Source organism: Chloroflexaceae bacterium (genome assembly GCA_025057155.1).
GTDB lineage: Bacteria > Chloroflexota > Chloroflexia > Chloroflexales > Chloroflexaceae > JACAEO01.
Genome location: JANWYD010000022.1, coordinates 27566 through 50052 on the forward strand (window position 1 = coordinate 27566; position 22487 = coordinate 50052).

General features: G+C 65.0%; 18 protein-coding genes. 15 read left to right on the forward strand and 3 right to left on the reverse strand.

The window, feature by feature from the left end; genetic code table 11:
* Positions 1-5: 5 nt before the first annotated feature.
* Positions 6-785, forward strand: coding sequence for an enoyl-ACP reductase FabI (gene fabI / locus NZU74_17530; GenBank protein MCS6883136.1), 780 nt, complete (start codon positions 6-8; stop codon positions 783-785).
* Between the two features lie 297 nt (positions 786-1082).
* Positions 1083-2258 carry a substrate-binding domain-containing protein gene (locus NZU74_17535; GenBank protein ID MCS6883137.1) on the forward strand — a complete coding sequence of 392 codons (1176 nt, stop codon included), beginning with the start codon at positions 1083-1085 and terminating at the stop codon, positions 2256-2258.
* 72 nt (positions 2259-2330) lie between these two features.
* On the opposite strand, the gene ilvA is transcribed toward NZU74_17535, so the two are convergent.
* Together ilvA and NZU74_17545 are read right to left on the reverse strand one after the other, a co-directional pair.
* Positions 2331-3572, reverse strand: coding sequence for a threonine ammonia-lyase (ilvA, locus tag NZU74_17540; protein ID MCS6883138.1), 1242 nt, complete (start codon positions 3570-3572; stop codon positions 2331-2333).
* Between the two features lie 281 nt (positions 3573-3853).
* A complete protein-coding gene (locus NZU74_17545) occupies positions 3854-4081 on the reverse strand; it encodes a hypothetical protein (GenBank protein ID MCS6883139.1) in 228 nt (75 codons plus the stop codon).
* A gap of 241 nt (positions 4082-4322) precedes the next feature.
* On the opposite strand from NZU74_17545, the gene NZU74_17550 reads away from it, so the two are divergent.
* The 5 genes from NZU74_17550 (at position 4323) to radC (ending at position 10320) form a co-directional block, all read left to right on the forward strand.
* Positions 4323-4622 (forward strand): nucleotide pyrophosphohydrolase, encoded by a 300-nt coding sequence (locus NZU74_17550; GenBank protein MCS6883140.1) that lies wholly within the window; start codon positions 4323-4325, stop codon positions 4620-4622.
* 426 nt (positions 4623-5048) lie between these two features.
* On the forward strand, positions 5049-6323 hold the full coding sequence (aceA, locus tag NZU74_17555; protein MCS6883141.1) for an isocitrate lyase: 1275 nt from the start codon (positions 5049-5051) through the stop codon (positions 6321-6323).
* Positions 6324-6551: 228 nt separating this feature from the next.
* A complete protein-coding gene (gene aceB / locus NZU74_17560; protein ID MCS6883142.1) occupies positions 6552-8150 on the forward strand; it encodes a malate synthase A in 1599 nt (532 codons plus the stop codon).
* A 372-nt stretch (positions 8151-8522) separates the two neighbouring features.
* Positions 8523-9449, forward strand: coding sequence for an NAD-dependent epimerase/dehydratase family protein (locus NZU74_17565; protein MCS6883143.1), 927 nt, complete (start codon positions 8523-8525; stop codon positions 9447-9449).
* 172 nt (positions 9450-9621) lie between these two features.
* On the forward strand, positions 9622-10320 hold the full coding sequence (gene radC / locus NZU74_17570; GenBank protein ID MCS6883144.1) for a DNA repair protein RadC: 699 nt from the start codon (positions 9622-9624) through the stop codon (positions 10318-10320).
* A gap of 275 nt (positions 10321-10595) precedes the next feature.
* On the opposite strand, the gene NZU74_17575 is transcribed toward radC, so the two are convergent.
* Positions 10596-13481: a VWA domain-containing protein gene (locus NZU74_17575; protein ID MCS6883145.1), complete on the reverse strand. Its 2886-nt coding sequence runs from the start codon at positions 13479-13481 to the stop codon at positions 10596-10598.
* A gap of 392 nt (positions 13482-13873) precedes the next feature.
* On the opposite strand from NZU74_17575, the gene NZU74_17580 reads away from it, so the two are divergent.
* From NZU74_17580 to smpB, 8 genes are all read left to right on the forward strand, one after another.
* Positions 13874-15004: a peptidylprolyl isomerase gene (locus NZU74_17580; protein ID MCS6883146.1), complete on the forward strand. Its 1131-nt coding sequence runs from the start codon at positions 13874-13876 to the stop codon at positions 15002-15004.
* A 203-nt stretch (positions 15005-15207) separates the two neighbouring features.
* Entirely contained in the window at positions 15208-16968 is a 1761-nt protein-coding gene (locus NZU74_17585) for a hypothetical protein (protein ID MCS6883147.1), read from the forward strand.
* A 349-nt stretch (positions 16969-17317) separates the two neighbouring features.
* On the forward strand, positions 17318-17869 hold the full coding sequence (locus NZU74_17590; GenBank protein ID MCS6883148.1) for an inorganic diphosphatase: 552 nt from the start codon (positions 17318-17320) through the stop codon (positions 17867-17869).
* Between the two features lie 5 nt (positions 17870-17874).
* On the forward strand, positions 17875-18327 hold the full coding sequence (locus tag NZU74_17595) for an NUDIX hydrolase (protein MCS6883149.1): 453 nt from the start codon (positions 17875-17877) through the stop codon (positions 18325-18327).
* Positions 18328-18504: 177 nt separating this feature from the next.
* Positions 18505-18990 carry an rRNA maturation RNase YbeY gene (gene ybeY / locus NZU74_17600; protein ID MCS6883150.1) on the forward strand — a complete coding sequence of 162 codons (486 nt, stop codon included), beginning with the start codon at positions 18505-18507 and terminating at the stop codon, positions 18988-18990.
* 171 nt (positions 18991-19161) lie between these two features.
* Positions 19162-20919, forward strand: coding sequence for an AMP-binding protein (locus tag NZU74_17605; protein MCS6883151.1), 1758 nt, complete (start codon positions 19162-19164; stop codon positions 20917-20919).
* Positions 20912-21799: a bile acid:sodium symporter family protein gene (locus NZU74_17610; protein MCS6883152.1), complete on the forward strand. Its 888-nt coding sequence runs from the start codon at positions 20912-20914 to the stop codon at positions 21797-21799. Before NZU74_17605 ends, NZU74_17610 begins: the two co-directional genes overlap by 8 nt.
* 147 nt (positions 21800-21946) lie before the next feature.
* Entirely contained in the window at positions 21947-22429 is a 483-nt protein-coding gene (gene smpB, locus NZU74_17615; GenBank protein ID MCS6883153.1) for an SsrA-binding protein SmpB, read from the forward strand.
* The last annotated feature ends 58 nt before the right edge of the window (positions 22430-22487 follow it).

Consider the following 22487-nt stretch of genomic DNA (forward strand, 5'->3'; position numbering starts at 1 on the left):
CATCTATGTACAGTGCAGCCGACCTGCGTCTGGACGGCAAGAAGGGGCTGGTCCTCGGCATCGCCAATCAACAGTCGATTGCCTATGCCTGCGCCAAGGCCTTCCGCTTCCTCGGCGCCGAACTCGCTGTGACCTACCTGAACGAAAAGGCCCGTCCCTTCGTCGAGCCGCTTGCGGCGGAGCTTGAAGCGCCGATCTTTCTCCCCTGCGATGTACGCATCGAGGGTCAGCTCGAAGCCGTATTTGGCGCCATCCGCGAACAGTGGGGCGAGCTCCACTTTGCTCTGCACTCCATCGCCTTTGCGCCCAGGGAAGACCTGCAGGGGCGACTGATCGAATCGTCGCGCGAGGGGTTCTCGGTGGCGATGGACATCTCCTGCCACTCCTTCATTCGCATGGCCCGTCTGGCGGAACCGCTGATGACCTCGGGCGGCACGCTCTACGCGATGAGTTTCTACGGCGCGGAAAAGGTGGTCGAGAACTACAACCTGATGGGCCCGGTCAAGGCGGCTCTGGAGTCCGCGGTGCGCTACATTGCCTACGAACTGGGACCTAAAGGCATCCGCACCCATATCATCTCTCCAGGCCCCATTCAGACCCGCGCCGCCTCAGGCATCGAGGACTTCGACGAGATCCTGGCCCGGGCCGCCGAACGCGCCCCGGCCCAGCGTCTGGTGACCACCGCCGACGTTGGCCTGTTCACGGCCATTCTCGCCACCAACGCCGCCCGTCTGATCACCGGCGAGATTACCTACATTGATGGCGGCTACCACATTATGGGGTGAAACAAGAAGAGGACCGGCGGGCTGCACCCCACGGCGCTTCTCCCACCAGCGGGGTCGTGGGGAAACCAGGTGAGGTTTCCCCACGCCCTCTCTCCGGACTGTTGCTCGTAGCCGAGGCTCGGAGAGGGGATGCCCCTCCCAGAGTCCGTTCCGGTGCGACGCAGCGAAGCCGCGTCGCACCGGAACGGAGATCTTGCGGGGGCCTGTGGCCCCGCGAACTCGCCGAGACGAAGGTTCATTGTCACGTTAGCCGAACGATTCTGATTTCCATATCAAAGTCAAGCGAAAGAAGGGGTTATGGCAGCATCATCGAATACGCCCCGACCTTCCAACGACGGCGGCACAAGCGTCAATCAGGATGAACCGGCCATCCAGCTCACCCAGAAGCAGATCGAGGAATTCAAGCAGGCCGACGTGCGCTCCGACCGGCGTCTGGCCCTGCTCGTCTTCTTCGCCACCCTGGCCGGCAACCTGCTGGCCGTGGTCGCCAGTCTGGCGGACGCGAGCGGGCTGATCGTGCCGATTGCCAACCTGGTCTCTCCGATGCCCTCGGTGACGATTGCCGGGAGCGCCACCATCCTGGGTGACGAGTTACGACTGGCCAGCGACTGGGTTGCGGCGTTTCAGGAGCTTAATCTGGAGACCTGGGATCTTCCAATAGCCGGTGAGATTGAACGCAAAATCCGGTTTACGGTCAATCCGGTAGGCACCGTTCAGGGGATCGAACTGGCGACGAAAGGCGACGTTGATCTGCTTGCCGCCTCCGAACCGCTACCCGACGAACAGATCGGCAGGCTTGCCGCCTCCGGCGTGAACATCGCATGCGCCGCGCCTATCGGCTACGACGTGATCGTCTTCGTGACGGACATCACCAATCGCCTGGAACGGCCGATTAACCTCCAGGAACTCTCCGGCATCCTCAACAACAACATCCGCAGCTGGTCAGAAGTGCGCGGTCAGCCAGAGCCGGTCCGGATCTTCGCCCGTGAAGGCAGCGGAACGACCGAACTGGTGTTGCGGAAGTTCCTTGGGCGCAGCGACATGCCCTCGCACATGATCAATTGCACCTCCCAGGCTGATTGCCTCAACCTGACCCTGAGCACCCGCGGCTCACTCTACTGGGTGAGTCTCTCCTGGCTGCGCCTGCAACCCGAGAACTATCTGGTTCCGGTGTTGATCGAGAATGCTGAAGGACGGGTGACCGATCCACTCAGCCCGCAGTTCGATCCGTGGAACTATCCAGCCGAGCTGATCCGTCCGCTGTACATGTACGTTCTCCAGAGCCCGCGTTCGGATCCGCGCTCGATTGAGGTGAGCAAGCAGTTCTTGAGTTATATCCGTGGCGTCCAGGGGCAGCAGATCCTCGAGACCCACTTCTTCACCACGCACTTCCAACCCCCACCCGGTGTGGAACTGGAATTGCCGCCCGGCTTTGGCACGTCGCCAGGCGGATTGCCGATCATTTGCCGGTAGGCGCTCTCTGAGGAAGAAGCAAGGCGATAACTTCCCAGATCCGCAGCCCAACATCGGCAATCCGCGATCGCCCTATCCTGGCCACGGCCCGACGCCGTCGCGCTCGCAGCGGTAGCCGTGGCGTTGCAGGCGCTCCAGCACGGCCTGGGCGTGCTCTTCGTCGCGCACCTCCAGCACCAGTTCCACCCCGGCCATGGTGATCGGCACGCGCCACATGGCCCGGCGGTGGAACAGGTCGAGCACGCTGGCGCCGGTCTCGGCTACCAGATTGATCAGGCGCGCCAGGCCGCCGGGCCGGTCCTCGACGCTGGTGCGCAGCAGCAGGTAGCGTCCCTGGCGCACCATGGCCGTTTCCAGCACCCGGGCCAGCAGTTCGTCGTCAATGTTGCCTCCGCAGAGCAGCACCGCCGCCACCGAGCCAGGTTCGAGGCGCGTCTTGCCGGCGAGCAGGGCGGCCACACCCGCCGCGCCTGCGCCCTCGACTACCAGACGGCTGTTCTGCACCACGTGGGCGATGGCCAGCACGATGTCCTCATCGTCCACCACCACCACCTCGTCCACAAGCGCCTGGATGAGCGGCAGGGTCAGGCGGCCCGGCGCCTTGACCGCAATGCCGTCGGCGATGGTGCGAGCGGCTTCGACGGCGACGGGACGACCGGCGGCAAGGGAGGCAGGCACGGGGGCGCAACCGGCGGCCTGCACGCCCACGATGCGCGTGTCAGGCCGCAGCGCCTTCAGCGCCAGCGCGACTCCGCCGATCAGGCCGCCGCCGCCGATTGGCACGACCAGGGTGGTCAGGTTGGGCAGGGCCTCGGCAAGCTCCAGGCCAATCGTGCCCTGACCGGCAATGACGTAGGGATTATCGAAGGCGTGGATGTAGGTGTAGCCGTGGCGGGCCTGCAACTCGCCGGCGTAGGCCGCGGCGGCGTCGAAACTGTCGCCATGGAGTATCACCTCGGCCCCGAAGCGGCGCGTGGCGACGATCTTCTTCAGCGGCGCCCGTTCGGGCATCACAATCACCGCGCGCACCCCGTGAAGCTGCGCGGCGAGGGCCACACCCTGGGCATGGTTGCCCGCCGAGGGAGCGATCACGCCCCTGGCCTTCTCTTCGGCGCTCAGGCGGGCGATGGTGTTGAAGGCCCCGCGCACTTTGAACGACCCGCTGTACTGCGTGTTCTCGGCCTTGTAGAATACCTGCGCGCCCAGTTCGCTCGACAGTTGCGCCGCGGGCAGAACCGGCGTGTTGATCACCACGTCGCGGATCGTCTGTCGCGCCTGCTGGATGTCGGCCAGGGTGATGGGGAAATCGGTCACAGCGCCGCTCCTGTTAGCCGGGAAGGTCGGAAGGTCCTCCTTGGCCCTCCCGGATCAGGCCAGGGCGTGAGGAAAGCCGGTTGCTCGACACCTCTGCGACCAGCGTCGGGGCCGCTGGCGCCTTCCCGGTGAACAGGAGATTGGGAAAACCGGGTTTCCCCACCCACCTTCGACCGCGTATGGGTGCGTTACAGAACCGGGATAAGTTGTGGGGAGTTGCGCCCTTCCGGACCCTCCTGATCGTCGCGTATGTTCACATGCGAAGAGGGCCTCATAGGGGATCAGTCATCCCCATTGTTGGCACCTTCGAGTTGCTCCTGGAGATTGGCCGAGCGCGAGGCCAGCAACTGGAAGCGCCGAGCGGTCTCCTTATCACCGGCGGTCTGCGCGGCTTCCATCAACACCACCAGCGCCAGTTGCACCCGGCGCAGGCCCTCCCTGTCGCCAGCGAGGTGTCGTTCGGCAATCGCATGCTCGCAATAACCTATCAGTTGTTCAATCGTCAGCATACATCCTCCTCCGCGTGGCGCCGCGGTGCAGCGTTGCCTCCTGGCTCGGGTATTGTAGCACGGGAGAACGGAAGACGGATGCTAGCGCTTCTGCCCGCCCTCCGCCGGTCAGAGGGATGGAGAAAGGGGGTTTCCCCCTTCCCCCTCCAACTGCAAATAGTCACGGGAGACGCCAACCCGCAGGGCCGCGCCCTTCCCGACCCTCTCGCGTGGCGCCCGGAGTCGCCCCAGGAGTGAAACCATGGACATCAAAGAACTCACCGACCGCATCAACCAGTTCGTCGCCGACAAAGGCTGGTACGCCCCCGACTCAATCTTTCCGCAGACCCCGCGAAACATCGCCATCTCGGTCGCCGTTGAAGCCGCCGAGTTGCTCGAGCATTTCCAGTTCAGCGAAACGCCAAAGGACCCCGATGAACTGGCCGGGGAACTCGCCGACGTCGCCAACTACCTCTTTCAACTCGCCTACCTGTTGAACATTGACCTCGAACAGGCCATTCTCGACAAGCTCCAGCGCAACTATGGCCGCACCTGGGAGTAACGGCAATGGACGGGAGGGGCCGTAAGCGAGCCGGGGTTCCTCCGCAAACAACGCACGTGTTCTGGCGAGCCTGCCAGACTGCGGCTCGCCAGCGAAGATTTTCGCATCCTGAAAATCTTCGCCGCAACGTGAAATTTGTAACTACGATGTAACTCTGCATCGGCTATAATAGACAGAGAGACTTGTGCATTCCGTTACAGTCACCCATTTCGCGATTCGAGGCAGGCAGTGTGGCGGCAGCGGTCAGGGGCGACCTTCAGGAGCGTACCCGGCTTCCGTTGAGGAGCGGCGGGTCTATGCGCCATGCAACCGGGTCGGGGTTTGCCGTGCCCTGACGCGCCGCTTGAACGAGCAGCCGGCCCGCGCGCCGGGCCCGCGCAGGTCTCGCCATTCGATGCATCGTCGTTGAAGAAAGGAACAGCGACCATGACTGCTGAACAGGAGATCGCAAAGATTGCCGCGAGCTGGAGCACTCCCCGCTTCCAGGGCATTACACGGCCTTACACCGCAGAAGATGTCTATCGCCTGCGCGGCTCGATCCAGATCGAGTATACGCTGGCCCGAATGGGCGCCGAACGCCTCTGGCATCTGCTGCACACCGAGCCGTATGTGAACGCCCTGGGCGCCCTGACCGGCAACCAGGCGATGCAGCAGGTCAGGGCGGGGCTGAAGGCCATCTACCTCAGCGGGTGGCAGGTTGCCGCTGATGCCAACCTGGCAGGGCAGATGTATCCTGACCAGAGCCTCTATCCCGCCAACAGCGTGCCCCACGTGGTCAAGCGCATCAACCAGGCCCTGCAGCGCGCCGACCAGATCCAGCACGCCGAGGGCAAGAGCGATATTTACTGGTTCGCGCCGATTGTCGCCGATGGCGAAGCCGGCTTCGGCGGGCCGTTGAACGTCTTTGAGTTGACCAAGGCATTGATTGAAGCCGGCGCCGCCGGGGTGCATTTTGAGGATCAACTGGCTTCCGAGAAGAAATGCGGTCACCTGGGCGGCAAGGTGCTCCTGCCCACCCAGCAGGCCATTCGCAACCTGGTTGCCGCGCGTCTGGCCGCCGATGTGATGGGGGTGCCCACGCTGATCATCGCCCGCACCGATGCCAACGCCGCCAATCTCCTCACCAGCGACATTGATGAGCGCGACCAGCCCTTCCTCACCGGCAAGCGCTCTCCCGAGGGCTTCTTCTACGTGAAGCCTGGCCTCGACCAGGCTATCGCCCGCGGGCTGGCCTATGCCGAGTATGCCGACATGCTCTGGTGCGAGACCTCCGAGCCGAGTCTGGAGGAGGCCCGCCGCTTCGCCGAGGCGATCCACGCGAAGTACCCCGGCAAGCTCCTGGCCTATAACTGCTCCCCCTCGTTCAACTGGAAGAAGAAGCTCAGCGACGCCGATATCGCTCGCTTTCAGGTTGAACTCGGCAAGATGGGCTACAAGTTCCAGTTTGTAACCCTGGCTGGCTTCCATAGCCTTAACTACAGCATGTTCCAGCTTGCCCGCGGCTACCGCGACCGCGGCATGTCTGCCTACGCTGAATTGCAGGAGGCCGAGTTCGGCGCCGAGAAGGACGGCTACACCGCAACCCGTCACCAGCGCGAGGTCGGCACCGGCTACTTCGATGAGGTAAGCCTGGTAATCTCCGGCGGCGTCAGTTCGACCACTGCTCTGGCCGGCTCGACCGAGGCCGAGCAGTTTCATTAGATGATGGTTTAACGTGGCCGTCCTGGAGTGGCGCCGCCTCCGCGCACCCCCCGTTCCGCCCGCGGGGGGTGCGCGCCCTGACGTCTGGGAGCTTCTGGGAGGGCTGCACCCTCCCAGGACCACTCTCAGGTGAATGAACTCCTGCACGAGAGCCTGGCAGCGCATCCCTCCGAGTTGCGCGGAAGGCCCGCCCGGACGACTGCTATGCAACCAGGAAAGAGGTGATCAATGACCGATCTCTCCCTGCCCGCGGGTATGCAGATCCTCGGGCGCATTACCCCGGAGTACGCCACAATCCTTACCCCTCAGGCGCTGGACCTGGTCGCCCGCCTCCACCGGCGCTTCAACCCCCGCCGCCTGGAGTTGCTGGCCGCGCGTCAGGCGCGCCAGGCCGAACTCGACGCTGGCAAGCGCCCCGATTTTCTGCCCGAAACGGCCCACATTCGCGCTGGCGACTGGACGATCGCTCCCGTCCCCCCTCAGTTGAATGACCGCCGCGTGGAGATCACCGGCCCGGTGGACCGCAAGATGGTGATCAACGCCCTGAACTCGGGGGCCAGGGTCTTCATGGCCGACTTTGAAGATGCGAATACGCCTACCTGGGACAATCAGATCAGCGGGCAGATCAATCTGCGCGACGCCCTGCGGCGCACCATCAGCTACACCTCGCCCGAGGGCAAGCAGTATTCCCTCAACCACAACCCCGCTGTGCTCTTCGTCCGTCCTCGCGGCTGGCACCTGCCCGAAAAGCATGTCCTCGTGGACGGCGAGCCAGTCTCCGGCGCGCTGTTCGACTTCGCGCTCTACTTCTTCCATAACGCGCGCCAGGCTATCGAGGTTCAGGGCGGGCCATACTTCTACCTGCCCAAGCTGGAAAGCCACCTCGAAGCGCGGCTCTGGAACGATGTGTTCCTTGATGCCCAGTCCTACCTTGGCCTCCCCGGCGGCACGATCAAAGCCACCGTGCTGATCGAGACCATCCTCGCCGCCTTCGAGATGGACGAGATCCTCTACGAACTGCGCGAGCACTCCGCCGGGCTGAACTGCGGGCGCTGGGACTACATCTTCTCCTGCATCAAGAAGTTCCGCAACGACCCCCAGTTCTGCCTGGCCGACCGCGCCCTGGTCACCATGACCACGCACTTCATGCGTTCCTACTCGCTCCTCAGCATCAAAACCTGCCACCGCCGCGGGGCCCACGCTATGGGCGGGATGGCCGCGCAGATCCCCATTAAAAACGACCCGGAGGCCAATGAGGCGGCCCTGGCCAAGGTGCGCGCCGACAAGGAGCGCGAGGTCAACGATGGTCACGACGGCACCTGGGTGGCCCATCCAGGATTGGTGCCGGTGGCTATGGAAGTCTTCGACGCGGTGATGAAGACCCCCAACCAGATCCATCGCACCCGCGAGGATGTGCAGGTCACCGCCGAGGATCTGCTCAAGTTCGGGCCGGAGGGGCCGATCACCGAAGCCGGGATGCGCCTCAACATCAATGTCGGCATCCAGTACCTCGGCGCCTGGCTGGCCGGCAATGGGTGTGTTCCAGTCTTTAACCTGATGGAAGACGCCGCCACCGCCGAGATTTCGCGCGCGCAGATCTGGCAGTGGATCCGCAGCCCCAAAGGCCGGCTCGACGACGGCCGCAAGGTTACGGTTGAGCTGTTCCGCCAGTTCCTGCCCGAGGAACTTCAGCGGGTGCGCGAGATCCTCGGTCCGGCCTACGAAGACGGTCGCTACGAAGAGGCCGCCGAACTCTTCGATGCCATCACGACCAGCGACGAGTTCGTCGAGTTCCTTACCCTCCCGGCCTACGACCGGATTGATTAGACACAGGCGGTGGTCCTCACCCTCCCCCGCCGCGTTACGCTCGGCGCCCCCTCCCTCTCCACCGAGTGGAGAGGGAGGGGTGGGGTGAGGGTGAGGACCATCCAGCCGCGCCCTCCCAGATTGCGCCCATCGGCACAGGAGTAAATGCACAATGCATGCACAGCGACAGGCGCCTCCCAGGACGTAGCACTCTCGGTTGAAAAATGCTAAAATTAAGACGTTACTGCACCTGAACAGGCGGATCGCGTATAGCTGCGAGCGGGCGCCGGTCAGGGCAGCACTACCCTGTCGTTGCGGTGAGAACGGCGATGCTGCCTCTCCAGACAGTCCTGCGGTGTCGCTGCCTCACCCCAAGCTCATGCGAGGTGGATTATGGCGTACTACCTGATCGCAGGCGCGTCTGGCTATGTTGGCTCGCGGCTCGCGGAACGTCTGCTCTCGGCAGGACACCGGGTGCGCGGTCTGGTGTTGAACCCGGACACCCCGGTCGTCGAACAGCTTGCTTCGCAAGGCATGAGCGTCTGGATCGGCGACCTTACCCGCCCTGAAACGCTCGTGGGCATTGCCGAGGGCGCCGAGTACGTCTTTAATCTTACCTCGTGTTCCGTCCTTGAGAGCAGCGCCCTCCATCGCACCTACGTGAGCGGCAACCTGAACCTGATCAACGCCTGCGAGCGGACCGGCCCCATCGCCGCCTACGTCTTCACCTCAAATGTGACGCCCTACGGAGACGCTGGCGACTCCTGGGTGAACGAAGACTTCCCCGTAGCGCCGCAGCACCTCCTTGGCGAGGTCATGGCCGAGGCCGAGCGCAACATTATGCGTGTCGCCCGCGAGCGGCGCTTCCCCGCGATCATCTTGCGGGTCGCGTCAATTTACGGCCCCGAGCGCGATCCGGTGACGGCTATGGAGACCGGTCTGACCACTATCTACGGCGATGGTCGCAACTTCGTGCCACATATCCACGTGGACGATCTGCTCGACGTGCTTGAGCGCATTCCGCTGAATGGTCAGCCGGGCGCGATCTACAACGTCGGCGACGATGAGCCGTTGCGCCAGATTGAGCTGGCCAGCGAGATTCGCCGGCGCCTGGGCATGGTGCCGCCCCGCACCTTCTCGCCTGCCGCCGCGCTGCGCGCCGGCCTCGACCCGAGCATCATCGGTTCACTGACGGCCTCGGTGCGCCTCGACAACCGTCGCCTGCGCCACGACCTGGGTCTCAACCTGCGCTACCCCAGCCTCCGCACGTGGCTCGATGAGCGCCTCCCCGTCGAGACTGCGGTGGCCGTGGATGCGTAGATCATCTGTGGAGGTGTGGAGGGGTAGAGATGTGGAGAAGAAAAAACACCTCCACATCTCTACACCTCCACATCTCTACCCCTCCACACCTCCACACCTCCGCAGCCCCGTACCCTCTCTCCCTCACCGGCGGTACATCTGGTAGACACGCTGCTACCAGGAGAAGGCCGCTATGCCCGAGTACCACCTGCGCCTGAAGGAACTCCCTGCTGGCGATCAACCTCGTGAGCGCCTGGCTGCCCTCGGCGCCGGCGCCCTTAGCGACGCTGAACTACTAGCCATTCTATTGCGCGTGGGGGTGCGCGGCGCCAGCGTCCTGCACCTTGCCCAGAAGCTCCTCGCCGAGTACGGCGGCTGGCCCGGGCTGCTCAACGCCGATTACCTCGACCTCTGCCGGCGCCATGGCCTGGGCGCCGCCAAGGCTGCCACTCTTAAGGCGGCCCTGGAAGTCGGGCGGCGCATGCTCATCGCGGGCCACGACGAACGCTTCCAGGTGCGCTCACCCGCCGACGCCGCCACCCTGCTCATGGTCGAAATGGGGCACCTGGACCAGGAACACCTCCGCACCGTACTCCTGGATACAAAAAACAAGGTGCAGCAGATTGCTACGATCTATATCGGCTCGCTCAATAGCGCTGTTATCCGCGTGGGCGAGGTCTTCAAAGGCGCCATTCGCCATAACAGCGCCGCCCTGATCGTCGCTCACAACCACCCCAGCGGCGACCCGACCCCCTCACCCGAAGATGTGCTGATCACCCGGCAGATCGTCGAGGCGGGCAAGCTCCTCGATGTGGATGTGCTCGACCATCTGGTGATTGGCCGCGGGCGCTACGTCAGTATGCGCGAACGGGGATTGGGGTTTGCGACCTGAGGAGGGCGCAAACCCCTCTGAAAACCCGGAGAGAGGGCTTTGCCCTCCCAGCCTCCTGAAGGGGCGCGAGGGAATTCTCAGGTGTAGGGTTTTCCGGCACATGCTCGCGTCGCATGCGCCATCCGAGGCATCGGGACGTCTAACTACCCCTCTTCCGCTCACGGGAGAGGGGGGCGGGGGGGTAAGGATCGTCAGCGTAGTGGAATGCCGAAAACCCCTTCTCGCTCGAAAAACCCTACACCTGAGAAGCGTGGGAGAACCCTGGCTTCCCCACCCTACTCCTCGCCGGCTGCGCGGCGGCGAGCGCGTTCCTTGGCTGCCCGCAGGCGCGCCAGGGGGTCGTCGGTGGCGTCAGGTGACGCAGGAGGAGGAGCGGGCGGCGCCGGGGTCGCGGGATCCCTGGGATTGGCGGCGCTGCTGCCTGACTGAGGAGGAGGCTCGGACGCGGCGTGGCCGCTGATGCGTTCCTGCGCGCGACGTTTGGCCCCGGCCAGCCGCTCCAGGGTCGGATCGCCCGGCACGGGGGCGGGGCGGGCCGGCGCGGCGCGAGGGATCGTCCAGGCCCGGAGGGCGGCAAGGTCCTCACGGCGCAGCAGAAGACGCCGCACCGCAATATCGAAGACCAGCAACAGCAGCGCCAGGGCGAGCAGGGGCATGGCGATCTCGCGGGCGCGCGTCACGCCGCTGTCAACGCGATTGAAGGCAGCGGCGGCTTCGGTCAAGGGCGCGCCCCCGGTAAGGGTGGCGAGTTCGGCCAGCAGGGCCGGGTTGGCCTGGGCCCCGCGGTACTCCGCGGAGTATGGCACCACCAGGCCGGCTGTCTCCTGCAACACCGGCCGACCCGCGGCGACGCCGCTGATCTGTACCAGGTAGGTGCCCGGAGGGGGACTCTCGAAGCGGCCCTGGTAGGTTTGCGGGCCAACCTGCGGCAGCGGGATCTCGCGCCGCGAGCCATCAGTGCCGATCAGGGTCGCGGCAACTTCGAGATTCTCCTGCCCCGGCCCGGTGGTGAGCCGGATGAGCGTTTCGGCGCCGGCCACCTGCATCTCGGCGCTAACCTCCTGGCCGCCGCGGGCAGGCAGCACTGCTTCGATGAGTTGCCCGGCAAAACGCGGAAAGCCCTCCCAGCGGATCCACTCAGCGGCCCATTTGCCGCGCGCGTCGCTGAGCCAGGCGGCGCTGCGTCCCAATCCGTATTGCCAGATCGCCAGCAAGGGTTGATCATCGTCAGTTTCAAGCACCGCGCGGGCGCTCTCTTTGAGGGTGCTGCCGTTGAAGCCAAAAAGGGGGGGCAGGCCGCCGAGACCGGCCAGGATCGGGCTTTCGCCGACCGCCACCGGTACAAAGGGGCGTTCGATAATGTAATTGCCAACCGTGGTGATGGTCTCCTGCACGAAGATCTGCGGCACCTCGGCCATGTCCTGGGCAGGATAGTAGCGACCGCCGCCGGCCATGGCCAGGCGTTCAAGATAGTCAGCCGAACCGCTGCCCGCCGCTACCACGGTGAGGGTCATCCCCTGGGCGCGCATCCGCTCGGCAATATCCACCTGATCGCCGCCGGAGCCCCAGCCGTCGGTAAGCAGAATCACGTGCTTGAGGCGAGCGTCCACGCCCTGGAGCAGCGCCTCGGCCTCCAGCAGACCGGCGCGGACATTCGTGGAGCCACGCGGTTCGAGGCTTGATAGGGCCTCAATCACCTCTTCGACCGTCGCGCCGGTGGTGGGCGGCATAGTCTGGACCGCGCGGCTATCGAAGGACACGATGCCGAGGGTGTCGTGCGGCCCCAGGAGCGCGGCGGCCTGGGCCACCGCCTCCTTGGCGATATCCACCTTGCGCGTCCCGGCCGCCTGGAGGGGCATGGCGCCGCGATCAGGACTGGCACAGTGGCAGGCGTCCATCGAACCGGACTTGTCAATGACGAAGACAAGGGCCAGGTCGGGCCGCTCCTCCCGGTCGCGTACATCCATATAGACCGGCAGGGCCTCTTCAATTGGCGTGCGCCCATAGCCGCCGACCCCGAAACTCTCCTCGCCGCCGATCATCACCAGGCCCCTGCCCAGATCGCGGACATAGGCGGGCAGGGCGGCCATGGCGCCCACTGGCAGCGCACGGGCCGGAGTGTTGACCAGCACGACGCTCTCGTAGGCGCTCAGACCGGCCAGGTCGGCGGGCATCATATCTGGAACGACGATCTCGGCGATGATGTTGGCGGCCTGGAGACCAGTTGCCAGCGCCTGAGCGTCGGCGCGGTTGGCAGCCACGAGGAGCACCCGCGGCGGCCCCTGGATCTGGATCAGCGCCGACGCCTCATTATTCTGCGGGCGTCCGTCCTGCTCGGCTTCGATCTGCACGCGGAAGCGCTGGAAGCCTGAGCCGGAAACTTCAACCTGGAAGGGAACCTGATTGGCGCCGGGTTGGAGATCAACAAACCGTTCGGCGATCACTCCTCCATCGCCGATCAGACGCACGGTGGCGCGTTGAGCCACCGTGCTTTCCACCGTGGCAATCACCGTGGCGCGCTGGTTGTCGCGCACGCGCGCGGGAGCCTCCAGACGGGCGATCAGCGCTTCGGCGTCATCAGAGTTCAGGGCGAGATCAACAATATCAATCGGCACCCCCCGCGCAGCGGCCAGACGCGCGGCCTCGATCGCCCGGCCCTCGTTCTCGCCGCCGTCGGAGAGCAGCACCAGCCGTTTCTCGGCGTCGGCAGGAAAAAGGGCCAGGCCAAGCTGAATGGCCTCGGCGATGTTGGTGCGGGTCGCCACCGGAACCGAACTGATGCGCCCCAGACGGCGCTCCTCACTGGGAGCGCGCTCCACCAACGCATTGCCGCCAAAGACGACGATTGCCGCCCGGTCGCCGGGGGGCATCTGCTGGAGGGCCTCCTGGATAAAGGTCTCAGCCTGGGCGCGGGCAGAGGGCGGCATGGAGTCGCTGCCGTCCAGCAAAAAAACCGTTGTCAGACGCTCGACCGGCAGCACCAGTTGCGCCCCGGCCACGGCGAAGACCAGCGCGATTGCGATCACGCTGCGGAGCGCCAGGCTGGTCCAGAAGCGGCCCGGCGCCAGGCGATGCGGCGGGAGCAGCGCAACGGCCCAGATCAGCCCTACGACGATGAGCAGCCAGAGCATCTCGGGATAGATGAACGAGAGGCGCGGCATAGGCAATCTTTCGGCGGGTAGCGTGACCCGCCTGGGCGGGCCGTGGAACGGTTTGGGGCGCGTTGGTTTATTCTACCGGATCGCCCCGTGGATGCGCAAGACATGCGACGCGCAACCCTCCGGATTGCGCCCGCAAGTTCCCGACCGGGCGCGGGGAGAAACCAGGTTGCCTCAGCTCCACCTGATGTACGTGTTCACGCTGCTCCTGGGAGCGAGGGCATCTTGCCCTCGAATCCTGACGAGGGCGCGACGCCCTCGCTCCGAGGTCTGCGGGGTTGCCCCAACTCTGAACACGTACCACCCGATGGGCTATTCTCACCTGAGAGAAACCTGTGGTAGACTGACGACATTACGATGTACATTCCGCACTCCCCCAGGCAAGGAGATCCCCGGTGACTGACGACCAGACCAACGAGCGCGATATGCGCGCCGATGACGATGCTTTTCCTGATCCCAACGACTCCGATGCGGCATCCGTAGAGACCGCGACCGACGATAACGCGGAACTGGAAGAGAAGGATCCCGGCGGGCGCCCGCGCTGGCCGGTCATCATCGGCCTGGTGTTGCTGCTGGCCGCGATCGGCGTCGGCCTCGGGCTGATCCTGCCCTCCGGCCCCCTGCGCGAGATTGACCAGATGCCCCCCGCGCTGGCCACGATGCAGGCGGGCGCGCCTACCGCCTTGCCGCTGCCCGTGGCGATTGAAGGCGACAGCAAGGAGGTGATCGCCACCGTCGGCGAGGCGGCCATCTACCGCGGCGACTTCGTGCGCTTCTATCAGCCGGGCAGCGATCCGCAGGAAGTGCTCGAGCAGTTGATCCAGATCGAGTTGATCGTGCAGGCAGCCGCAGAAGAAGGCATCAGCGCCGATGAGACTGTGGTGAGCGAACAGATCGAGCGGATCAAGGAAACGCAGGCCAACGGCGATGATGCCCAGTTCGAGGCGTTTCTCAAACAACAGAAGATCGGCGATCTCCAGGAACTCCGCCGCCTGCTGGAACGCGACCAGGTGGTGGAGGCGATGATCCTGCGCCATACGCCCCTGGAGCAGGTCCGCGCCCGCCATATCCTTATTGCCACTGATACATTGACGGATACCGCTGCTGTGGAAGCCGCGCGGGTCGAGGCCGAGGGCCTGATGGCCCGCCTTGACCAGGGGGCCGATTTCGCCGCCCTCGCCGCCGAGCATTCCGACGATGAAGGATCACGCATCAACGGCGGCGATCTGGGCTGGGCGCCCCGCGGCCTGTTCGTCGAACCGTTTGATCAGGCGGTGTTCAGCATGGCCCGTGGCGAGCGACGTCTGGTACAGTCCCAGTTCGGCTGGCACATCATCGAGGTGGTCGAGCCAGCCGAGGTGCGCCCTCTGGCCAGTAGCGATCTGCTTCAGACTCAGGCCGGACAGCAGGCCTTTGTCGAGAAGTTCCTGCCCTTCGTTGATCAGCTCCGCACCCGGGCTGACGAGGCCCGGCAGATAAAGATCCTCGTGCCTGCGGAACGTCTGGTCACCCGGCCAGGGCAGTGAGGCTCCACATCGAGGAAGCTCAACACCCGGCGAAACGGCTGAAGAACCGTTCCAGCGCCACACGGATGGCTTCATCCGCCCCTCAGCGGGATGTCAGTGCGAATTTCGCCTCCGCGAACGTCTATGTAACAGAGGCGCATGCGCTGTTAGAGCGCGTTCGCGTCACTGGTCATGACGCTCATTTCCCTTCGCGGAGGCCCCCTATGCACACCCGGATCGTTTTCCCCGTCCTGGCGCTGGTCGTGGCGCTCGCTCTGGCCGGCTGCGCGGGCCAATCCGCCGGTCCGAGCGCCACGCCCTCACCCTCGATGACGCCAACGCCCCTCCCGGCGACCGCCACCAGCGCCCCGACGCCGCTGGCGACCGCTACGGGCGCGCCGGCGGCGCCTTCGCCTACGCTTGTGCCAACGGCATTGCCTGCGCCTGCCATCACGGTTCTTCCCACTGCCGCGCCTGAGGCTAGCCAGATCGGCGAGGAGATCCTCTTTCTGCGGAACGGCGCGTTGGTGGCTCTCGATAGCGCCCGTGGCGACGAGCGGATCCTCGCCGACAGGGTGCGCTCGTTTAGCGCCACGCCTGATGGGCACCTGATCGCCGTCACGCGGGGAACGGGCGACGGGGTGGAGATCTGGGTGCTGCAGCGCGATGGCGCCGGGCTGCGCCAGGTAACGAAGAACACCCTGGCCGAGAGCGGGCTGAGCTGGGCGCCCGATGGGACCGCCCTGGTGTACGCCGCGGCGCCTACCCTGCCTCCCGCGCTCCCCGAGTGGGAGACCTGGAGCGTCTGGTGTGCCACGGCCGAGGTGCGGAGGCTTGACCTGCCGACCGGCAAGGAGCAGACCCTGGGGCGGGGGTGCGAACCGGCCTTCGCGCCCGATGGCCGGCGGATCGCCTTTGCGACGCCGCCAACCGCGCCCGCTCCCGGATTTGCTTTTCGCGGCGCGGTCAATAGCATCCAGATCGTCAACCGGCAGGGCGCGAATGGCTGGGACGCGGCCCGCGCCGGTGGAAGCGGGGAAACCGATGGGCTGGTGGTCTACGCCCCCACCTGGTCGCCCAATGGGAAGCAGGTGGCCTACCAGCGCTTCGTGGGTTACCACGCCCTGGTAGACGTCAATCTGACCGAAACAACCAGTTCCTACCGGCGGCAGCCTCGTCCCGTAACTGTTGGCGCGGGCTGGGCGGCGCCGCCTCGCTACGCTCCCGACGGCGCGCGCCTGGCGGTTACCGAGGACAACTACAGTGACGCGCGTGGTTTCACAGGGTACGATGTCTGGTCCACCAGCGCGTTGCGCCTCGGCGGCGAAAAGGTTATGGAACTGCCCTTCGCGACGGTGACGCTCTTCGCGACGGAGGCGGGCAGTCAGAAGTGGGCCACGGCGGCGGCCTGGGCGCCCGACGGCGCGCTGCTGGCGGTGATCCTGCCCGCGGGATGGTCGCCGGGGCTGAGCGCCGATGAGCCGCAGTTCCCAGACAATCGCCGCGGCGAAATCTGGCGCTGGCGTCCGGGAAGCGAGCCGGAGAGGCGCCTGGCGACCGATGTCGAGTTTGGATCGCCATTGCTCTGGTTGCCGGCGTTACCGGCACTGGCACGAGGTGAAGCGGGAGTTTCCCTGGCCGTGCCGGCAGGCTGGACAGGGCGCGCCATTGCGGCGGACTATCTGATCGCCGATGGCCCCCAGAGCGAACGCCTGGCTGCCCGGTTGCGAGCCGGCGGCCCTCCCGGAGAGGTGACGGCCATGTTCCCGGAGCTGCTGGCGCCCGGCGCCCGTTCCGGTGAGCGGCTGTCGCTCCCCGATGGTTCGACCGTGCACCTGATCACCGGGGCCGACCCCGGCGGCGCGCCCCGCGCGGGAGCCCTGCGTCTCAGCTCCGATGGAGCAGTGGCGACGATCTACCTCACCACGCCGGAACGCTGGCCGCTGGAGCAGGCTATCGCTTTCGGGCTTCTTACCGCCCGTTGAGGCAGGCCGGACGCCCGGCGGTCCCCAGGCAGGGGCGGGTTGCCCACCGCCCGCAGCGCGAAAACCCCGGGGCTGTTGCAACGTCCGCCTCCAGCGGGGGATTGGGGCTCCATCGTAGAGACCGATTGCCACGCTTTGGCCGTTGCAACGTCCGCCTCCGGCGGGGGATTGGGGCGGCATAGCCGCCCGCTACAGTCATTTTGCGCTGGTCTGGGCGAATACGCGCCCAGACAACCCCCAACGACGTCGCAACAGCCGTGGCGACAACTCCGAGACACCCGTCATCATTTCGGTTGCATGCTATAATGAAGCGTCCACAGAGCGTCAGGCACACGCAGAAAGGCCGGCAATGCAGAACTACTGGCACGATCTGGAACCCGGGCCAAGCGTCCCCGATGTGATCCATACCGTCGTCGAAATCCCCAAGGGTTCGCGCAACAAGTACGAGTTTGATAAAACGATCGGCGCCTTCAAGCTTGATCGCGTGCTCTACTCGGCGGTGCAGTATCCAGGCGACTATGGCTTTATCCCCCAGACCTACTATGACGACGGCGACCCGCTGGACGTTCTGGTGATGACCAACCTGCCTACGTTCACGGGCTGTATCGTTGAGGCGCGCCCTGTCGGCCTGTTCCGTATGCTCGATAAGGGCGAGCACGATGACAAGATCCTCGCCGTGCTCCAGTATGACCCGTTCTTTGCCAATTTTACGGACTACACCGATCTGCCCCCGCACTATTTGAAAGAGGTTGAACACTTCTTTACGGTCTACAAAGACCTCGAAGGCACACGGGTCGAGCCGGTGGGCTGGGAGCATGTGGACGTGGCGCGGCAGCGCATTCTCTACGCCATTAACAACTACTGGGATATGCGCGCTGGGCGCTTGCTCAAGCGCGCCTGAGGCCAATGTCGTCACGTTCCAACCGGTCTGGCGCCCATCGCACCGCCTACTCCGCTGGCGGCGTCATATTTCGCGTCGTCGCCGACCGGATCGAGGTCGCCCTGATTGCCACCGACCGGGGCGGGCGCTGGGGTTTGCCCAAGGGCCACGTGAATCGCGGTGAGACGGCCGAGGCCGCTGCGGTGCGTGAAGTGGCGGAAGAGACCGGCTTGCACGGGGCGATTGTGCGCCACCTGGCGACTATCGAATACTGGTTCCGCGCCGGTCCCTCCCGGGTCCACAAATATGTGGACCTGTTTCTAATGCGCTACGAACAAGGCGAATTGCAGCCTCAGGAGGCCGAGGTGGACGATGCGCGCTGGTTCCCCCTCGACGAGGCTATCCGGCGCGTCTCGTTCGAGCGCGAGCGCGACGTGCTCCTCCAGGTGCAGACGATACTGCGCAATACGGGGGCGTAAGCGAGATGGCCGCGCCCCTCAGACTCTCCTATCAGGCAGGGTGGGGGCAAAAGATGTCTCCGTACCCCGTAAGCGCCCGGATTTCCCGCAGAGCACGCAGAGGATGGGTTTTTGAAGCCCTTTGCGCTACTTCGACCGGCTATTCAGACACATTCGACTCAGCGTAGAGGTGTACCGATGACGGAGTATGTGATCGAAGTAACCATCGAAGCTGACCTGGAGGCGCATCTGGCTTCTCACGGCCTCGACGCGAGCCTGGTGGAGCGCGCCGTGCGCGAAACGCTCCGCGCCGAGGGCGTAGCAGGCCCGGTGGAGGTGGGTGTGCTCATCGCCGATGACGCCCGGCTGCACGCGCTTAACCGCGACTATCGGGGCGTTGACGCGCCCACCGATGTGCTCTCGTTTGGCGACGATGGCGCCACGGGTCCCTTCGTCAGCCAGCCGGAAGGTCCCCGTTACCTGGGGGATATCGCCATCTCCCTGGAGCGGGTGCTGGCGCAGGCCGCGGAGTACGGGCATCCCCCGGCTCGAGAACTGGCCTATCTCGCGGTTCACGGCGCGCTGCACCTGCTGGGCTACGACCACGAACGCAGCCCCGATGACGCGGCGGCCATGCGCGCCCGCGAAGAGGCCGTCTTGCTCGGCCTGGGGCTGGAACGATAAGGGAAAAACCCTCCTCCGTATCCCTCCCCGGATAGGGAGTTCTCCCCTGGAAGCTGTGCAAAACCCGGTGCTATAGTTGCTCAAGCCCTGTGCAGCAGGTGAGATGCTCGCCATCTGCTGTCGCATTGCGGTCGTGATTCGCAGGCTCTCGATGAAGCGAGTTGGAGGCGTATGACCACTCTCGATCTTGATCAGCGAGTGGCAGCCAGAACTGCCGCTCCCAGGGTTGCGCCAGCCGGAACGCCCGTTTCCCTGCCCTACCGCCATCTTCCCGACATGGTTGATCGGACCTGCGAACGCTACGCTCGGCAGCACGCCTTCACCGCCGTGCTGCCGAACGGCATGTTTGGCAATCTCAGTTTTGCCGAGGTGCGCCGCGACGCCGACCGCTTCGCGGCCTTTTTGCGCGAGGAGCTGGGCCTGGCCGCCGGCGACCGGGTGGCCATTCAGTTGCCCAACAGCCTGGCCTATCCTATCTGCGCCTTTGGCGTGCTCAAGGCCGGGTGCGTGCTGGTCAACACTAATCCGCTCTACACCCCGGCGGAGATGATCCACCAGTTCAACGACAGCGGCGCGCGTGTGCTGGTGATCGTGGATCTCTTCGGCGACAAGATCGCTCCGGTGCTGGAGCAAACCGGCATCGAACACGTGGTGCTTGTGCGCCTCACGGACCGCTTCCCCGCCCTGCCGGGTTTCGTGGCTTACAATGTCATCAAGTACTGGAACCGTCTGATCCCCCGCTGCACCGCGCCGACGATCTCCTTCCGCGAGGCCCTTGCTCGCGGCGCGCGCCATCTCCAGGAGCGCAGGATTGACGTCGCGGCCTACACCGCGGCCACAACCCCCGAAGACCTGGCAGTGTTGCAGTACACCGGCGGCACCACCGGCGTGAGCAAGGGAGCGATGCTCTCGCACGGCAACCTGCTGGCCAACGTGGCGCAGATCGAGGAGCGCGTGGCGGCTTATGTGACCCACGGCGCCGAGTGCCCGCTGGCTGTGTTGCCGCTGTATCACATCTTCGCCTTCACCACCAATCTGCTCTACTTCTTCCAGGCCGGAGCGCGCAACATTCTGGTAGCCAACCCCCGTCCGCTCTCGAACCTCCAGCGCGCCATTGAGAACTACCCGGTCACCTGGATCCCCGGTGTGAATACCCTCTTCAATGGCCTGCTGAACGAAGAGTGGTTCGCCGACCATCCCCCGCCGAAGCTGCGTGGCAGCATCGCTGGCGGCACGGCGCTGCATGCCGCTGTGGCCGAGCGCTGGCAGCGCGTGACCGGCACGCCGGTGATCGAGGGCTATGGCCTCACCGAGTGCTCCCCGGTGGTGACGCTCAACCCCTTTGATGCCAACCGGCCCGGCAGCATCGGCCTGCCGCTGCTCGGCACCGAGGTGTGTCTGCTCGACAGCTTCGGCAAACCGGTTCCGCCCGGCGAGCCGGGCGAACTGTCTGTTCGTGGCCCGCAGGTGATGCAGGGTTACTGGCAGCGCCCCGAAGAGACGGCGAAGGTGATCCGCGACGGCTGGCTTCTCACCGGCGACATTGCCACGATGGACGCTGATGGCTACCTGCGCATCGTTGATCGCAAGAAGGACATGATTATTGTCAGCGGCTTTAACGTGTACCCTAATGAGGTCGAGGACTGCATCGCCGCCTGCCCCGGCGTCTCCGAAGTGGCCGTGATCGGCTTGCCCGACGCCAGAACGGGCGAGATGGTCAAAGCCTTCGTGGTGGCGAAGCCCGGCGCGAGCCTGACCGCCGAGCAGGTGCGCGAGCATTGCAAGCAGCACCTGGCCCCCTACAAGGTGCCGAAGGCGGTCGAATTGCGCGCCGAGTTGCCGAAGAGCGCCGTGGGCAAGGTGCTGCGCCGCGAGTTGCGGGCTGAGTCGCTGACGGTATGCCAGCAGGAAGGAGTCGCCAATGGTTAGCCAGACCGAACAACTGCTCCTGGCGCTGATGATCGGGGTGATTATGCTCGGCATGGGCGCCTCGCTCACCTGGCGCGACTTCTTCCGCGCCTTCAAGCGCCCGCAGGCCATCCTGATCGGCTTTGCCTCGCAGTACCTGCTCATGCCGGCGATCGGCTTCAGCCTGGCAGTGGCTCTGCAACTGCCCCCGGCTATCGCCATTGGCCTGATCATTATTTCCTGCATGCCGGGAGGTTCGACCTCCAACATCTTCACCTACTTCGCCAAGGGCGATCTGGCCCTCAGCGTGACGATGACCACCTTTTCGACCCTGGCCGCCTTTGTTATGGCCCCGCTGTGGATCTTCGTCTACGGCAGCCGTTTCATGACCAGCGAGATCAGCGTGGGCATGAGCAGTGTGATCCTCGGCCTGGTGATTATGCTTATCCCGGTGGTGATCGGGATGTTTATTCGCCGGCACAATGCCAACGTCGGCGCGTTGCTCGAACTGCTGGGCGGCATTCTCGGCGTGGTGATCATCCTGGCGCTGATTGCTCTGTGGGTGCCGCGCAACGCCCCGCTGCTGGCCACGACCCCCTGGCAGGTCTACGCCGCTGCGGTGGGTGTCGGCGTGATTGGCTTCTTCTTCGGCTTCCTGGTGAGCCAGGGGGCGGGGCTGGGCTTCCGCCGGGCGACGACTGTGGCGCTGGAGACCGGCATTCAGAATGGCCCGCTGGCGCTCTCGATCGTGTTGCTCAGCTTCCAGGGCGATCTGGCCAATGAGATTGCTCTGATCCCTGTGCTGTACTCGCTGTTCATCGTTATCACCTCGTCGCTGGTGACCGTGTTCTTCCGCCACCAGAACCAGCTGCGCCAGCAGTATGTGGGGGCGTTGCTGTGAGGCGCAGGTTCGCCGCGCGGCCCTGTGTGTAATGGTTTGCGGGGTCGGCTCGTTGCATACAGGCGGGTATAGTTTGCTATAATATGCAGAAGCGATCCGTTCGAGTGGAGGGCATCGCCCTCCACTCGCCTGTTTTCAGACATCACGATGAGTACGAAGCAGGCCCCTCCGCGCGTGGTGGCGGAGAACCGTAAGGCGCGCCACGATTATGATATCGAAGAGACCTACGAGGCCGGGATCGCGCTGACCGGCAGCGAGATCAAGTCGGTGCGCGCCGGACGCGTCAACCTGCGCGGGAGCTATGCCAGGGTGCACAATAACGAGGTCTTCCTGTACGACGCCCACATTTCGCCCTATGAACAGTCGGGGAAGTACTTCAACCACGATCCGCTGCGCCCGCGCAAGCTGCTGCTGCACCGCCGCGAGATCAGCCGCCTCGACGGGCTGGTGCGCCAGAAGGGGTTGACGCTGGTGCCGCTCAAGATCTACTTCAAGGGCCGGCGCGCCAAGGTCGAACTCGGCGTGGCGCGGGGGAAGAAGGCCTACGACCGCCGTGAAGACATCGCCCGGCGCGAGGCGCAACGCGACATCGAGCGGGCCATGAAGTCGCGCGATCGCGATAGATTTTAGATTTTGGATTTGGGATTTTGGATTGCAGTCTGGACATGGTACACCTGCGTGGCTTCCG

Bases quoted from the DNA above. Each gene is read 5' to 3' on its own strand.
- aceA (MCS6883141.1), top strand. From the start codon at position 5,049: ATGACTGCTGAACAGGAGATCGCAAAGATTGCCGCGAGCTGGAGCACT.
- smpB (MCS6883153.1), top strand. From the start codon at position 21,947: ATGAGTACGAAGCAGGCCCCTCCGCGCGTGGTGGCGGAGAACCGTAAG.
- NZU74_17535 (MCS6883137.1), top strand. From the start codon at position 1,083: ATGGCAGCATCATCGAATACGCCCCGACCTTCCAACGACGGCGGCACA.
- NZU74_17545 (MCS6883139.1), bottom strand. From the start codon at position 4,081: ATGCTGACGATTGAACAACTGATAGGTTATTGCGAGCATGCGATTGCC.
- ybeY (MCS6883150.1), top strand. From the start codon at position 18,505: ATGACGGAGTATGTGATCGAAGTAACCATCGAAGCTGACCTGGAGGCG.
- NZU74_17565 (MCS6883143.1), top strand. From the start codon at position 8,523: ATGGCGTACTACCTGATCGCAGGCGCGTCTGGCTATGTTGGCTCGCGG.
- fabI (MCS6883136.1), top strand. From the start codon at position 6: ATGTACAGTGCAGCCGACCTGCGTCTGGACGGCAAGAAGGGGCTGGTC.
- NZU74_17610 (MCS6883152.1), top strand. From the start codon at position 20,912: ATGGTTAGCCAGACCGAACAACTGCTCCTGGCGCTGATGATCGGGGTG.
- NZU74_17585 (MCS6883147.1), top strand. From the start codon at position 15,208: ATGCACACCCGGATCGTTTTCCCCGTCCTGGCGCTGGTCGTGGCGCTC.
- NZU74_17595 (MCS6883149.1), top strand. From the start codon at position 17,875: ATGTCGTCACGTTCCAACCGGTCTGGCGCCCATCGCACCGCCTACTCC.
- radC (MCS6883144.1), top strand. From the start codon at position 9,622: ATGCCCGAGTACCACCTGCGCCTGAAGGAACTCCCTGCTGGCGATCAA.
- NZU74_17550 (MCS6883140.1), top strand. From the start codon at position 4,323: ATGGACATCAAAGAACTCACCGACCGCATCAACCAGTTCGTCGCCGAC.
- NZU74_17575 (MCS6883145.1), bottom strand. From the start codon at position 13,481: ATGCCGCGCCTCTCGTTCATCTATCCCGAGATGCTCTGGCTGCTCATC.
- NZU74_17605 (MCS6883151.1), top strand. From the start codon at position 19,162: ATGACCACTCTCGATCTTGATCAGCGAGTGGCAGCCAGAACTGCCGCT.
- aceB (MCS6883142.1), top strand. From the start codon at position 6,552: ATGACCGATCTCTCCCTGCCCGCGGGTATGCAGATCCTCGGGCGCATT.
- NZU74_17590 (MCS6883148.1), top strand. From the start codon at position 17,318: ATGCAGAACTACTGGCACGATCTGGAACCCGGGCCAAGCGTCCCCGAT.